The 15,037-nt window shown below is 59.7% G+C and carries 11 protein-coding genes; all 11 read right to left on the bottom strand.

Annotated features, from left to right (window positions below; genetic code table 11):
• Nucleotides 1–153 precede the first annotated feature (153 nt).
• Entirely contained in the window at nucleotides 154–1,092 is a 939-nt protein-coding gene (locus D3M70_RS25680) for a LysR family transcriptional regulator (RefSeq protein ID WP_305955108.1), read from the bottom strand.
• A 215-nt stretch (nucleotides 1,093–1,307) separates the two neighbouring features.
• Complete coding sequence (locus tag D3M70_RS25675) at nucleotides 1,308–2,933, bottom strand: ArnT family glycosyltransferase (protein WP_375233043.1); 1,626 nt, start codon at nucleotides 2,931–2,933, stop codon at nucleotides 1,308–1,310.
• A gap of 111 nt (nucleotides 2,934–3,044) precedes the next feature.
• Complete coding sequence (locus tag D3M70_RS25670) at nucleotides 3,045–4,352, bottom strand: HAMP domain-containing sensor histidine kinase (RefSeq protein WP_120128451.1); 1,308 nt, start codon at nucleotides 4,350–4,352, stop codon at nucleotides 3,045–3,047.
• A gap of 284 nt (nucleotides 4,353–4,636) precedes the next feature.
• Nucleotides 4,637–7,843 (bottom strand): ImcF-related family protein, encoded by a 3,207-nt coding sequence (locus D3M70_RS25665; protein ID WP_305955107.1) that lies wholly within the window; start codon nucleotides 7,841–7,843, stop codon nucleotides 4,637–4,639.
• Between the two features lie 23 nt (nucleotides 7,844–7,866).
• Nucleotides 7,867–9,063, bottom strand: coding sequence for a hypothetical protein (locus D3M70_RS25660; protein WP_120128449.1), 1,197 nt, complete (start codon nucleotides 9,061–9,063; stop codon nucleotides 7,867–7,869).
• 1 nt (nucleotide 9,064) lies between these two features.
• Nucleotides 9,065–9,328 (bottom strand): PAAR domain-containing protein, encoded by a 264-nt coding sequence (locus tag D3M70_RS25655; protein WP_120128447.1) that lies wholly within the window; start codon nucleotides 9,326–9,328, stop codon nucleotides 9,065–9,067.
• 285 nt (nucleotides 9,329–9,613) lie between these two features.
• Nucleotides 9,614–10,708 carry an SUMF1/EgtB/PvdO family nonheme iron enzyme gene (locus D3M70_RS25650; RefSeq protein ID WP_256659997.1) on the bottom strand — a complete coding sequence of 365 codons (1,095 nt, stop codon included), beginning with the start codon at nucleotides 10,706–10,708 and terminating at the stop codon, nucleotides 9,614–9,616.
• Between the two features lie 179 nt (nucleotides 10,709–10,887).
• Complete coding sequence (locus D3M70_RS25645) at nucleotides 10,888–11,919, bottom strand: formylglycine-generating enzyme family protein (RefSeq protein ID WP_120128443.1); 1,032 nt, start codon at nucleotides 11,917–11,919, stop codon at nucleotides 10,888–10,890.
• Nucleotides 11,920–11,931: 12 nt separating this feature from the next.
• Complete coding sequence (locus D3M70_RS25640) at nucleotides 11,932–14,214, bottom strand: ATPase (protein WP_120128441.1); 2,283 nt, start codon at nucleotides 14,212–14,214, stop codon at nucleotides 11,932–11,934.
• Between the two features lie 86 nt (nucleotides 14,215–14,300).
• Nucleotides 14,301–14,669 (bottom strand): DUF2388 domain-containing protein, encoded by a 369-nt coding sequence (locus D3M70_RS25635; protein ID WP_165869888.1) that lies wholly within the window; start codon nucleotides 14,667–14,669, stop codon nucleotides 14,301–14,303.
• A 167-nt stretch (nucleotides 14,670–14,836) separates the two neighbouring features.
• On the bottom strand, nucleotides 14,837–15,037 hold a 201-nt coding region (locus D3M70_RS25630; RefSeq protein ID WP_120128437.1), incomplete at its 5' end, for a DUF2931 family protein.

Raw genomic sequence — 15,037 nt, 5'->3', positions numbered from 1 at the left:
AATCATACGTGCGTATAGAGATGCTGTTTGCCGTTGTTCAAACCCGGTGCTTCGGCCATACACACCAGGGCGGCAAATGTTCCGGCGTCCATTTGACTGATCGTTCCCACGCTCCGCGGGGTAACGGTGGGGTACTTCCAGCAATGCGGCGAATCAAGCGGCTACCACCGAAAGCGGATGGCGGCTGTTGTCACTGAGCAGTTCGCTGAAGCGTGAACGCAACCAACGCTCCGCGGGGTCGTTGTTGGCGACGCCGCGCCAGACCATCGACAATTCGAAGGCACTCAATTCCATCGGAACCGCTTCGGCGCGAAGCTGATTGCCTGACGCCATGGCCCTGGCCACATAGTCCGGCACCACGGCCAACAGGTCGCTGTCTGCCAGCAGCACGGCCAGCGCACTGAATTGCGGCACATCGAGGACCACCTGACGGCTGCGTCCCATGCGTTTCAACGCGCGATCGGTGTCCATCACCAGCGACCCCATGGAGGCCACGGCCGCATGCGGTCTGTGACAGAACTCGTCCAGGCTCAGACCGCCCCGGGCCGTGTCGGCGCGCAGCACCATGGGCCTGATCATGCGCAGAAACTTGCGCTTGGCAGTCGCCGGCAGCTCGCTGGTGTAACTGATCCCCACCGATATCTCACCACTGGCCAGCAGCGCAGACATCCGGTTGCAATCGGTGTGGTGAATCACCAGCCGGATGCCCGGTGCTTCCTGACGCAGGCGCCGCAGCAGTGGCGGCACGAGCCCGTACTCGACGTCGTCCGAAAGCCCGATATGAAAGGTCCCTGTGCTATGGGCCGGATCGAAATCGGAGGTCTGGCTGAGGGTGATCGCGATGGTGTCGAGCAACGGCGTGAGAATCTGGAACAGGTCCTCGGCACGGGCGGTGGGCTCCATGCAGCGTCCGTTGCGGATGAACAGCGGATCGCCGAACTGCGTGCGCAGGCGGGACAGCGCATTGCTCACCGCAGGTTGGCCGAGAAACAGCTTTTCGCCGACCCGACTGACGTTGCGCTCATTCATCATGGCTTCGAAGATCACCAGCAGGCTCATGTCGGTGCGGCGCAGATCGTTTCGGGTCAGCATGTCAACCTCTTGGGCGATTCGCCCGGTGAGTGAGATCAATAGCCGCCTGCCCTTACAACCGGATCTGATCGGCCCCGCAGGAGCCTTGTGTTGCGGCATGTGATTACTCTAACGGCGCATCTCGCCGCTGTCGTTCATGCTCGAGTTCCGTCAGCTAGCGCGTTGGTGTAGCCCCCTCATACCCGGGTATTAGCCGCAAGGGACATGCGTGGGTGTCACGGCCCTGGCACGCGCAGCAGAACGTAATCTTCCTTGTCGAACCGCCCGCTGAACCAGACCGGCAAGACACCCAACGGCGTCCCGTGCAGTTGCTGAAAATCGTTGTTGCTCATCACCACGTTGGCCGGCCCCGGCACGGCAGCCAGTTGCCCCGGCGTTTGAGTGAAGACCGGCCGCAGATCCTGGTCGACATTGACCATGAACTTGATGCCTTTCGCGTCCTTGCCCATGCCGTGCAGGACCAGCGGCGCGCCATCGTCGTGTGTCACCTCGCGCACGGCCTGGGTGAAATGCCGTGTGTCGTAAAGCACGCGTTCGACCTTCTCAAAGACACCGATGTAACTGATCCAGACCGCCAGCACCGCGCATGCCGGCAGACCGTAGAGCCTCAGACGCGGGCGCATCAACAACGGCAGTGCAATCAGTTGCAGCAGCCCCAACACCACCAGAACCGGACCGATGTCGTTCAGGGCCTCGGGAAACCTCGGGCGCACGGCGAGCATTCCGGCGATCAGGGCGCCGGGGATGAAACAACACAACGTCAGAATCATCCCGCGCAACCACCAGAACGCGCGGCCCGCTCGAACCTGAAACGGATAGGCTGCGATGATCGCGGCCATGGGCAGCATGGGCAGGACATAACGCGCCTTCTTCGCCTGGGGGATCGACAGGCCGACCATCACCACCAGCCCGGCGAACGCACACAGGTACAACAGATGCAACGCAGCACTGGATTGCCGGCGCGCCGTGAGCACGACCGTGCCCAGCACCACCAGTGCCAACGGATAGGCCAGCGCGTAGTTGCCCAGCGAGCTGCTGAAATACCAGAGTGGCCGTCTCGTCCCTTCGCTGCCCTCCATGGGCGCAGTGATCTGCATTCGGACCACTTCCACCATCAACGTCTGGCCGCCGCTGATTCTCGCCATCAGCACCAGTGTCAGCGTGCACAGCAGCAGGAGCGACAGCGCGCCGAGGCTGAACACCCCGAAACGCCGCCATTGCCGGCTCATCAGGTAATAACTGCAGGCGATGCCGGTCGGCACTATCAGGCCGATAGGCCCCCGAATCGCAAACCCCAGCGCAAGCAGCACGAAGATCAGCCACCACCGGCGCGCAGCCTCGAAATGATCGTGGGCATACACCAGGTAGAAAACCGCGAAACAGACGGTCGCCAGCATCTGGTCCAGCGACACTGCCCGGGTTTCAGTGATGAAGGTATTGCTCAGCAGCATCAAGGCGATGCTCAGCCACGCCCAGCGTCGCGAATAGGGTGCAAGCAGCCGGTAGATCAACCCGACCGTCACCGCCGAAGCAATGCAGGTCGGCAGCCAGGCGCTGAAACTGGTCACCTGCCCCAGGGGCAACGACACCAGGTAGATCAGCCAGGTCGTGAACCCGGAATAATCCGGGTAGGGCTCGCCATATGTGGTGGGAAACAGGCTCGGCCCGTGGCGCAACATTTCCTGGGCGAACATCACGAAGCGCGAGTCGAACCCGACGATGCTCACATTCCAGCTGGCAGCGATGAACAGCACGAGCGCCAGACCCGCCGCACTCCATGCCTGGCGTCTGGCCCGCGCCGGGGTGACGCCCGACAGGAACTCCGAAGCGATCGATGTCAACACACACTCCTCTTGTCAGTGCGCTGATCTGTCAACGACGGAACACAGACACGACGAACAAAGCGTAGACGGTTGCTGTAGAACGCACGTCTGTCGACTCAACGCCAAGGCTCAGCCGTTCACGCCATAGTGGCTTGCGGTTTGCGGCGCAGCCAACACAACCGTAAAACAGCAGCCGGCCGGCTCACGACGGGTCACCTCCACCGTCCAGTGCTGGTTGACGCAAATCCGCTGGACCAGCGACAAGCCCAGACCCAACCCCTCACCGCGCTGTTCGTCACCCCGCACGAACGGCTGGAACATTGCCGCCTGCTTCTCTTCGGGAATGCCGATGCCGCTGTCCTCGACGCTGAAACCGTGGTGGGTCAAGGTCAGCCGGATGAAACCCTGGTCGGTGTAGTGCCAGGCATTGCGCAGCAGGTTGCCCATGACCGAGCGCAACAGTGGCGCGTTGAAGCGAATCGGCGCGTCGGCCCCAGGTTCGTAGATGAACTGCAACCCTTTCTCCTCGATCGGGCGGCGCCAGACGTCGACCAACTCCTCGGCCATCTGCGACAGGCTGGAATGTTGTTGGCCCAGCGGCGCGTGCTTGCCCTCGGTGCGAGCGAGCAACAGAAAGGTTTCCACCAATTGATTCATCCCGGCAGTCGCCTTGCTGATACGTTGCACCTGCGTGCGCGACCGCTCGTCAAGGCGCGGGTATTCCAGCAACAACTCGCAGGAGGTGGCCAGCACCATGAGCGGTGTCCGCAGCTCATGGCTAACGTCGCTGGTAAACAGTTTTTCCCGACCGAGCGCAGCCCGCAGGCGTCCCAGGGTTTCATCGAAGGACCGCGCCAGGGCCCCGACTTCATCACCGGCATAATCGTGGGCCAGCGTGGGCGCCAGTTCCAGCAACTGGTCACGATGGCGCACCTGACCGGCCAGACGCGACACTGGCGCCATGACCCGGGAGGCAAGCAGGCGGCCCAGCAGAATCGCCAGCAAGACACTGAGAATGAAACCGACCAGCACCACCGCGAACAGGATGCGCTCACGCTTTTCGAACGGGTCCTGATCGCGCAGCAGCACATAGCGACGGCCGCCGACGGTCTCGACCATGGCGTAATAGGCTTTAGTGCCGCGAAAGAATTCCTGAAAGCCCGGCTTCAGGTTTTTCAGGTCGTCGCTCATCGCCACGTCCCCAATGCCCTCGTCAGCGTAGAAGAGCTCGTCCTTTTCCGGCCGGTGGCGCCAGTCCTCGACGCGGTCCTGGGTCAGTTGGCGGTGCAGGTTGCCGCCCAGGCTGATGGTCGTGAGACGTTTTTCCACCACGTGCACAGTGGCAATGATGCCCACGGCGAAGACACCGGCAACCAATGTGCTCATGAGGGCGAAAACGATCACAATCCTTTGTTTAAGGCTGTGTTTGATATCCATGGGGTTCCGTGCAAAACGAGACTCGTGTCATGGGGCGTTACGCCACCGACCTCGATTATCCGGACGCCATGTCATTGTTTTGTCAAAACGTGGCACTGGGTTGCGGGAAGTCGCTCATGGCTGGTGCGCCCGGCGCGATACCGGGCGCAGTGTGTCGACGCCTTTAGCGCAGCGAGGTCATCTGGCGGATGCCAGAAAAATCTGCTTGGGCAAGGTGAAGTCCCGCAACGTCAGCAAACTCATCGGCCCGGCCCCCAGCTCGGTGCGCAAGTGCCACAACAGGTTCAGGCCATCGGGCGCTTCGACCACCACCCGATAACGGCTGTCCCCGTCGTCCAGCGGCGTGATCCGGGCTTTCTCCAAAGGCGAATCAAGCCCCAGGTCCCTTCGAAATCCCCGTACAACCGCGCACCGGTGTGCACGCTGGTCCAGGTCAGGCGCGCGCCGGGGTAGTCGGTGCTGCCGGGCCAGGCGAAACGCTGCCAGCTTTCCTTCTGGTTGAAGTACTCATGCCGAACGCCGTTGAGCATGAAGGTGGTCTGCACCACATCGCGCACCGCCTTGCCGCGCAGTTCAAACGCCAGGCCCATGCCGCCGTCGGTGTACAGCACGTCGGCCAGGTGGCTGAGTTGATTGATCGCCGCCAGAAACGCCGGATTGATGCGCAACGCCTGTTTATGCCGGGGGTCGGCGACCCAGCGGTTGCCGTCCTTGCGCAGCACGCCGCCCAGTTCGCGCTGCAAGAACTGCTCGATGCGTCCGGAGTCGGCGCGAATCATCTGGCCCAGCATCGGCAGCGACGCGTCACTGCCGGTGGCGGCGAAGGGATAGCGGCCGTTGAACGCCTCGTCCCAGTGCTCGACGATCGACTGCTGCCATTGGCGATTGAGGCTGGACGCCGCCGGTTGCAGCACCTTTTGCCAGGCCTGCTCCAGCGGCTGCACGAACAGCGCCTGTCCGACCCCGCGCAATGGTCCGCCGAGGCTCGCGGCGATCAAGCCGCCGTAGGCCTGGGCGTCGGTGAGGTCGATGCTCTTGTCCTGAAACACGGTCTGCGCCAGGGCCTGGGTCATGCCCTGCGGATCGGGCGCGCTGCTGATCTGCTGCAACTTCAGGCGCACACGGGTGACCTGGGTCAGAAAGCCGTGCAGGTTCGGCCGTTGATCCTCGGTCCGGGCCTTTGAATCCTTGCCGATCAATGTGAGCAGCGGCCCGAAGGTCGCGTCCAGCGGGCCCGCCAGCGCAGTGTCGAGAGCGGGGATATTGTCGAGCGGCGTGGTGTTTTTCAATGCGGCGTTTTTAAGCGATGTATCAAGCGGGCCGATGGACGCCGCCGTGCTTTGCCCCGCCTGTCCCTGCCAGGCCAGCGTGTTCATCAGGGCGATCAACGGGGACTCGCGGGCGTCGCTGATCAGGGTCAGTTGATCGATCACCTGGCTCAGGCTGTCGGCTTTCTGCCAGCGCACACTGTTGAGAAAGCCCAGCCAGGCGGCGGCGTAATCCCGGAAATAGCGCTCGGTCAGCCGCGCCTTGAGGGCATCGGGCTTCAGCTCGGCGGCGACGCCCGTGTGGTTGTCGCTGAGCACCCAGTCGATTTCCTCGCGACGGGCCTTGGCGATCTCGTCGATGGCCCCACGGATCTGCCCTTCCCACGCCTCGCGGGTAAACACCCCCGCCACGCTGCCCTCGCCAGACATCAGCGGCCACGGCGCGACCTCCCCCAGCATGTCCCGCAACCGCAAGGCCGGATGCTGCTGGCCGACCGATCCCAGCGCCTGCCGATACAGCGCGTCCTCGCCGTTGCGCTGGGCCAGCAGCCCCAACAACCGCTGACGCACCTGGGTCACCCGTTGCGGATCGGTGCCGATGCGCCAGGTCGGATGGCGGCCCAACTGCTCGGCATAGAACTGCCAGAGCAAGGGCGAGACCTCCCGCCACACACCGGGCGAAACCCCGTCACGGGAAGGCTCGGATTCTCCCAGCACCCGCGCCAGAAACACCGGCTCGGCCTGCTCCGGGCGAACCATCATCAGCCAGGCCTTCAACTGGTCGTAAGCCACGGAGGCGCTCGCGTTTTGCTCCGCGCTGCCCGCCGGCAGATCGACCCACGCCTGCAACTGACGCTGCAAGGTGTCCGCTGCACGGTCGCGCATCAGGCGGTTGTTGGCCGCCACGTACTGCGGCCACAACGTGTCGAGCAACGTGCGGTTCTGGCTCAGGCCCAACCGCTGATACCAAGGCCCGCCGTCACGCTCGCGCTGATCCAGACGGCCCAGCTCGCGCACCCACTCGCTGAGGGCCAGCAGTTGCCGGTCGGGGTCTTCGGAGGACTGCACCGCGAACAGCGCGCGCTGCACCTGCGTGATCTGCGTGCTGTTGCTGTATCCGGACACCAGCAGGCCGACGAAATAGAGCGTGGCTGCGGTGAGCATCGCTGCATGGGCGATGCGAATGGGTGGCCAGCCGAGACGGCGGGTGCCGGGTTTGTCGGCGACCAGACCCTCCCACGCCGGATCCGTCGGCCAGACGTTACTCACGACCTCGGTCTGCGCCACCGGCAAACCGAACCACAGGCCGCGCAGCAACACGCCACGGCTGAATTGCGCCAGCAAAGGCGCAAGCATTCGACGCCAATGGGCCGCCCCACCGCGGGCCAGATCGCCGGAGAGCCGCATCAGAAAGTCATGGGCCATCTGCGCTTGAACCTGCGCAAACCCCTGCTTGAGCAACGGCAACTGCAACCCGGTCAGCCGAGCCTCCAAATCCTCACCACTGACGCAAGCCGGCAACAGCGACCCGGCAGGCTGACGCCTGCGACCCTTCTGCGACCAGTCGCTCTCGCAGACCTGCCACACATGCAACGGCAACTGCCAGCGCAACGACTGGGCCAGCCCCTGCAGGTGCCGCACCCCCACCGCCATCGCGGCCACGTCCTCACTCTGCTGCCGGGTCATCGCCCATACCACACCGTCCAACGCCCGTCCCCGGGTCATGCCGCGCCAGCGGGAGAAGGATGTCGCGAGCTTTTCCTGGACGCTGCCACCCCACAGCAATACCGTGCCCTGCCCTTCAAGCCACTGGTTTTTTTCCAGACCCGGCACGATCGCGGCGATCTGTTTCGGCTCGCCGACGACCAGCAACAGACGCACGCGCAGGCGCCAGAACGGGCCGTAGTGTTGGTGGAGGTGCAACACGCATTGGTCTCGGGCACTGTCATCGGCCTCGTCCTGTACGGACGAATCCTGCGGCTGCACCGACTTGCTTGTCCAACGCGAGAGGAAATCCATCCGCCCTGATGACTGAGTCGCCCACGCACCGCCCCCGTCGAGCAACCTAAGTGCCAGACAGCCCATCAGTAACCCCGCCGAGACCTTCCATTTTTCAACGTCAGTCGCTATCGAAACCACTGGGTTATCAACCCAGATCAGCAGCAGCCCAACAGCCAGCACGCACGCGATAGCGATCCAGATACCGATTCGTTTCCTTTCCACAACAAACTCCTTATCGATGACCTTCAGACCGGCTGGACCACACATGCCTGGACCGATGAGTCCTGAAGGATGAGCAACTGCGCCACACCTTCGGCGCGTGCCTGTTCACTGGCGATAATCAACGCCATGTTGCCTACCGCGCAGGCTGGCAAGCCCAGAGTGCTGTCCAGTCGATTCCAGCGGTCTGCGGCCGGCGATCCCCCCGAGGCGCACATGGCAATCTTCAGTTCCCCCGGAAAATCGGGGGGTAACTGACTGAGCCAGACCCTGTATTCGTTGCTGGCTTTCGCGACCTGGCCCCATCGGAGCGCCAGATCCAGCGACGCTGACAGATTGGTCATTCGTACCGGGCGATGGACCGACGCCTGTATCGCAATGGCCCGCTCAGCGCACTCGTCAGCCGGCGCCAGCAAAACGGCAGAGATCGACTCCGCCTGCTCCGCGACAGGCTCCAGAGGCACATTGATTTCCACTGACAGCAGCCGTGCGCATGGCTGTGCCTCGTCCAGCCAGGCATCTAGCCACATCAGCCCGTCATCTCCATTCGCGAAAACAACCCGGTCGGCTGGCCGGTCACCCCGGCAAGCCCGCCATAACGACAGAATCGCGTCATCGTCCAACACTTGGTTGTGCCGAATACGCACCTGCAACGGCTGGTCTGGCGCGTGGTCCTGCAGATCCGCGTCAAGGCCCGTCAGGATCTGATCCAGGTGCGAAGCCAATCGCTCGCGGTACTGCGCCTCTGTTGGGCTCGGGTTCGCTGCCGTGGACGCCTCGTCCAGGACGCTTAGAAGCACATGGGCGCCGGTCCTCATGGCCGGCTGCAGGGCAATCACGCCGCCGCTTAGGGCCTTGGCGATGTTCTTATTGCCGACAGCACAGCGATAGGACGCAGCGACTATCGCGATTCCACGCTGGCCCCTCTGTACAAGGGCCTGCTCTTGTTGCCCACGGGCAATGTTCCAGCTGATGGCGTAGTCCCGTTGGCGTTCGTAGGCCACCAGCCTCATGCCAAATAGCGCCAAAGCGGCGGTCACGGGAAATACCAGTGCACAACTCCAGAACCAGAGCGATACCGGCCAGCCATCGTCCGGCCAGAACCACAGCACCACAACGCCCACCAGCAGCGAACAAAGAACCAGTGTCAGGCACCACCGCCCCTGGCGCGGCGCCCGCGGCAACGGGAGCTTGGGCGGCAACGCATCGAGTTCGATAGGCAACTCAAATCCTCCCGGCCCAAGGTAGCGAGGAAATCAACGTGCAACCGCACTCGCACCGATGTCCATGCAGGGCTATCTCACGTCCCTGGTACGTCGAGCCGCCATCGCCCTCGGCGATCGCATTGGCCCCGTGCCCCGGCAGAGGGCAATACACCGGGTCGCCGACACAGGCGACCTTGATACCGTTGAACGTCATGCCGCTGCTGGCAGTTATAACGCCCCCTCCGGACGACAGTTTGTCGCCTTCGCGAATGACACTTCTCATCACACCTCCCGATGCCGTGACCGGCCTATGTTCAAACGGTAATGGGTAAAACAACCGATTTAGCTACGTCGCATTTATCAAGGGATCCACTTGCGACGGGAACAGTGAACTTCAATGGAAGGGTTCCTTGATTTTTATCGTGCAAGCGCATCAACCTGTGTCACTAATGCACCCATTAAAATGGCGTACGGCGGACAAACAGATTCCCCACCGTTGCAAAGCCAGGCATTGACTGCAAGCGCGTGATAATCCAACTATCGACCGGCTCCCTGAGTGTGCTCTCTGCTACTTTACTGGCGATGCGGCGCCCAAATTTGCAGCACTATTGACGACGCAGCGTACGGTATTACTGCGCACCGATACCCACCCTTTTTTTCCAAAGCGGGAATAGGGATCTTCTGTACTTCGATACACGTTTACGCCCCCTCCCCAGTAAGGATCAGCATGAGATTGTCCTCGGAGCACCTTGGTATAACGCCCGAACTTATCTTGATGGACCGGATTTACAGGCCCCTGCGGATCCTTGACCGGAGAGTCTTGGTAATAAGCAGGGTCATACCAATCCTTCACCCATTCATAACCGTTGTCGGACATTGAATAGAGACCCAACGGATTGGGAGGAAACATGTCCACGGGAAGTGGCGATAACGTGTCTGTCTTCCATGCCATTGCCTTACCAAATGCTTCGCGGTCACCATTGGTTGAAATATTTATGCCTCTAGGGCTGTAAACCCGTGTTCTTTTTCCCAGCGACTCCGCTTTATAGCTGCCATCATCGGTCGCCACCATCAAGAATTGGCCACGGCTTCGCGCGGCATATTCCCACTGTGCTTCAGTGGGTAAAGCAAAAGGTAAATCACTGATTGCCGCCAACCACCCGCAATATTTTTCAGCGTCATACCAGTCGACATGTGCCGGAGTATCACTAGCGGTGTCCATAGCAGCAACCTCCCCGTCCCAGTCATTTTCATGCACCCTCAATTTGAGCCTATTACGTCGTAGATAGAACTGATATTCCGAGTTGGTCACTTTGAATTTGCCAATGGAATAACTGGTCAGTTCCACCTTGTGCAGCGGCTTACTGTCATTATCGCTATCGTAGCGCAACTTCTCAGGGCCGTACTTGGCACCGTAATCACCCATCAAGAATTCGCCGCCCTGCACAAATACCAGGTTAGTTCTAATACTCTGGATGAAATGCTGTAACTCACGACCCCCTTCTTGTACAGCCGTCCTATTTTCGGCAGGGGACTCGCTATCACACGCTTGCAATGCGAACGCGCAAATCAGGCAGACTCCTGATGTTACGCCAATATGAGCCACAGTAACGCCAGAACACTTGGCCCGACAACAAGTAAAAATGCGTTTTGCAACAGCCATCCACTTCACGAGCGTAGCTCCTTGACTTCCCTACATTGCACGTGCATCAAACTGCCAAAAACAGTGAATACGCCGTTATTTCCATGGACAAACATCTCCCCCCGCAATTGCGATGCCAGACAGTGACTGCAAACGCGTGGAAATCTGAATGCCGACCTGCTTCCTGAAGTTGCTCTGCGCTACATGCCTGGTGATGGATCAGACAACGTTTCAGAGCTGTTGACGACGCACCGTACGGTATTATTATCCACCGTCACCCATCCTTTCTTCCCGAAGCGAGAGTAGGAGTCCTCTGAACTTCGATAAATATTCACGCCACCTCCCCAGTAAGGATCAGCATGCGCCTGCCCTCGGAGCACCTTGGTATAACGCCCGAACTTATCTTGATGGACCGGATTTACCGGCCCCTGCGGATCCTTGACCGGAGAGTCTTGGTAATAAGCAGGGTCATACCAATCCTTCACCCATTCATACCCGTTGTCGGACATTGAATAGAGACCTAACGGATTGGGAAGGAACATGTCCACGGGAAGCGGTGAAAAATATCGTGTTTTCCACCCCATCTGTTTGCCAAAAGCTTCGCGATCACCGCTGGTTGAGATATTTATGCCTCTCGGGTTGTAATCCCGGGTTCTTTTTCCCAGCGGCTCCGCTTTATAGCTGCCATCATCGGTCGCCACCATCAAGAACTGGCCACGGCTTCGGGCGGCATATTCCCACTGTGCTTCAGTGGGCAAAGCAAAAGGTAAATCACTGATTGCCGCCAACCACCCGCAATATTTTTCAGCATCGTACCAGTCAACGTGAGCCGGAGTATGCCTGGCGGTGTCCGTCGCGGCCCATCGGCCGTCCCGGTCATACTCATGTTTCCTTAACTGCCGTCCGTTGCGTCGCAGATAGAATTGATATTCAGCGTTGGTGGTTTTAAATTTGCCGATGGAATAACTGGACAGTTCCACTTTGTGGAGTGGCTGACTGTCGCTATCGCTGTCATAGCGCAACTTTTCAGGACCGTATTCGATGCCGTAATCCCCCATCAGAAATTCCCCGCCATGAACGAATACCAAGTTGTTTCGAACCCCTTGGATGAAGTCCTGCAATTCAGGGTCGTCCGCTTGCAGACCTGTAATATTTTCGGCAGTTGGCGTACCGTCACACGCCTGCAATGCCAGCAGACAGAGCACGCAAATTCCTAACGTCACGCTCTTCATATTTTATGGACCCTATACGGTTGGAAGTTGCTCATCGCCCCAAGGGCCAAACTCGCAGCCTCCGGGATATTGTGTATTGGCGTGACGATGTAGCGAGTAATAACAGGTGTCGTTGAACGCCAGTGCGTAGCCATACGTGATCGCCCGTTTCAAGCGGTGATGTATGGCCTGAATGCTTGATTTCGCTCGATGCAAATCCACGTCTCGGTTGTAGCCTTCCTGCAGAAAGCGCACCAGGTCTTCTTCCTGTTGTTTTATGGTTTCATTGTCACTCAAACCTTCGGACAACTTCACTCCATCCACTGAGATACGGCACAGCACCTTCTCCCATTCAGACAAGGTCTGGATGCTTGACAACACACAGATCACAGCCTCCTTTCTTGATGAATAAATGTCACCGAGCAAACTTCTGTTATCCGAGTCAACGTGGTCCGCCTTTCCGTGTCGCGTCAGCAAGTACAGGAGAATTCCTTTTGATTCGGGCGTATGCTGCAGCAAGTCAAGTTTGAATTGAATGACATTACGGGCAAGCACATTGCGTTTCTTCGATGCGTCATCCGCTTGTCGGCCTTCTGCCAATATGTCTTCCACAAATTCTCTGAATGTATTGCTCAGATCATCGACGATCTTCAGCTCCCCCAGATATCGTTCATACAGCTGCTCCTCCATCTTGGCCATTTGCATCACGCAATATTGACTGTAAGCCTCGAAAGTTTCCCTCTCAACCACGTCAAAAAATGAATAATCCAGACTGTACAACTGGTACACCAGCCAGGCACCGAACTCTGCGATCGTCGCGGCATCCACTTCCGCGAGAAAGGCACCTTTGGCCCCTGCTCCCCAGCACAGGCTTGCGGCGACGTGAAAGCAGAACCTCCCGTTGATGAACGTGCAGCGCAACTTGCCTCCGCTGCCGGCGCCTAACAAACCCGCGATGCTGTGACCGAACGTGCAGAATGTGGTGAATTGGCCACTGGCCTGATTGTTCGGCAGCGCACCCGATATCGACTCATCGGGGGGAGGTGTCGGTTTGAGCCACTGGATCGAACCTTTAAGGCTGCCCTCCAGGCGCACCCCCGCAAATGCCTCACCCGACAGCTGTACCCCCTCATCATTGGCGTCCATTGCCTGATGAAACCGGCGTCCGGTGGTCCTGCGCTCACGAAAACGCGGCAGGCGTCCGCCGGGCTGACCGGCCACACCCTGTCTGTCGCCCTCCATCACCACTTGCAACTGCGCTTCAAGCTGCGCCGACCCGCCCAGAAAACCGTTCAGCTCGGTTTCCATACGCACCCGCAGCATGCCCAGATCGAACGCCTTACCTTCCTCCGTCTCAATCCTCAACGGCCATCCCAGTCGGTCCGGCGCGTAAAAAGTGGCGTTTGCACAACCGGAAGCCAGCGTCAGACTGGTTTTGGCTTCGCCTTTGAAGCTGGCTTGCTGGTTGTTGGGGTCGAACTGCCCATAGGCGCTGACGTTCGATACGAAACGCATGAACTGCGCCCCGCTGGAAACGTCGACGTTGGCATTGACTTGCCTCTCGCTGAGCAGGCTGTCATTCCACTGTTGCGCCCAGTCAAACAGCACGAAGTCCTTGTTGAGCGTGGACAGATCGAAGTCCGAGCCCATGAGTTTCAACGCACGCTGCAAATCGAATTTCACCTTCGGCGATTGCAGCGTCGTCAGTTGCTTGCCCAGTTTCCGTGTATCGATTCGCGTGTTTCCATGCTTGTCCCTGATAAAGATGCTCGCCGCGCCGCCGTCCTTTTCATTGCCTTTCAAGGACACGCTGTGCAGCTTGTTTCCCTCCCGAGTCTTGCTGAAATAACCTTTCTTGACGTAGGCATAACGGGGTGCCTTGCCGCGCCCCTTGTTCTTTGGCCCCTGCGCCACCGGGATGAGCTCGACCACCTGGTCATAGCCCGAGCCTATGTTTGCAAATGCTCCAAGTTTCTTGCGCAGACGCTCGCGGGTCTGCTCAAGCTCGGACTCGGCCTTGTCCACGGCCGATGCGCGTTCGTCCAAACGGCTCGCCGATCGCAGCGGTTCCATGGCTGCGCGCCCGTATGTTTCAAGCAGACGCGAATAGCGAGTCCGGGCCTCATGAAATGCGTCCATGTCCGTCATCAGTTCGCGCCAGTGCGACTCGAACGGCCCTATTTCACTGCCAGCGATGAACACCAGCTCCTCTGTCTCCGGACGGAAATAACACTGTGCAGCCCCCCGCGCCGACTCGACGACCGTGTCATGCCGGTCCGAACTGTTTTCTGCTATCTGTCTATTGGCTTCGCTCATCCGTCTGCTCCTTGACCTCTGAAATCCCTGCCCTGCGACACACCCTCAGATCTGCCGCAAAAACGCCATTGCCGTTACCCATACGCTCAGATCAAGCTGATCAAAGCGGTGGCGATCGTTAGATCGCTCACCTGTACGGGTACGGTTTCTCGAAGTTCGAGAATCGCTCTTTCAAAATGCGGTCCACGAATTTCTCCGTCGCTCGCGACGAACACAGCCGCGTCGTCCACGGCCAGTTGCGAAAACCGTTTGCCGTGGAATGGAGTGGTCAAATCCTTCGTCCACCCCGTGATTTCACTGGTGCCCGCAACCGTCGCCCAGACGGTTAGGCTGTCATTGGCGAGGGCCGGGGCCAGTAGCGACAACCAGAACGCGCCCACGGCGAACTGGCGCCGAAACAGCGCGTGTTTTCTCTCTGGATCCGTGAGGCGTGGCAGGCTTTTTACTCGGGACATAGGTCGTTCCTTCCTCGTTTGAACACTGAAAAAAATGGCCAATGGACTGCATGGCATTCCGGTCGATGCGCTGGGCATGAACAAGTTGATGGCCGTCGTCGCAGCCCCGCGGACTCGCCTCGCAAGACCAGGCACGACGTAAAAGATCCGCTTCGCACGAGATGCGCTTACCAACTGCCATAGGGGATCCCGTGTTTTTCGATCCACGCCTGAGCCTCGGGATTCGGTGCGCGGTAGTACACGCCCTTGCCATTCTGGTAAGGACCGAGCGGATGGATCTCGGCTTGAAAGCGACCGATTTCCAGGGTTTCCAGACAGCCTGCCCCGAGCAAAACCTTGACGATGCCACCCGGCGCCATCGCCAAACT

Origin of the sequence: Pseudomonas sp. LS-2 (assembly GCF_003605735.1) — a bacterium.
Taxonomy (GTDB): domain Bacteria; phylum Pseudomonadota; class Gammaproteobacteria; order Pseudomonadales; family Pseudomonadaceae; genus Aquipseudomonas.
This window is presented reverse-complemented; position numbering and strand designations above follow the sequence as displayed.

Bases quoted from the DNA above. Each gene is read 5' to 3' on its own strand.
- D3M70_RS25640 (WP_120128441.1), bottom strand. From the start codon at position 14,214: ATGAGCGAAGCCAATAGACAGATAGCAGAAAACAGTTCGGACCGGCAT.
- D3M70_RS25650 (WP_256659997.1), bottom strand. From the start codon at position 10,708: ATGGCTGTTGCAAAACGCATTTTTACTTGTTGTCGGGCCAAGTGTTCT.
- D3M70_RS25655 (WP_120128447.1), bottom strand. From the start codon at position 9,328: ATGAGAAGTGTCATTCGCGAAGGCGACAAACTGTCGTCCGGAGGGGGC.
- D3M70_RS25670 (WP_120128451.1), bottom strand. From the start codon at position 4,352: ATGGATATCAAACACAGCCTTAAACAAAGGATTGTGATCGTTTTCGCC.
- D3M70_RS25645 (WP_120128443.1), bottom strand. From the start codon at position 11,919: ATGAAGAGCGTGACGTTAGGAATTTGCGTGCTCTGTCTGCTGGCATTG.
- D3M70_RS25680 (WP_305955108.1), bottom strand. From the start codon at position 1,092: ATGCTGACCCGAAACGATCTGCGCCGCACCGACATGAGCCTGCTGGTG.
- D3M70_RS25635 (WP_165869888.1), bottom strand. From the start codon at position 14,669: ATGTCCCGAGTAAAAAGCCTGCCACGCCTCACGGATCCAGAGAGAAAA.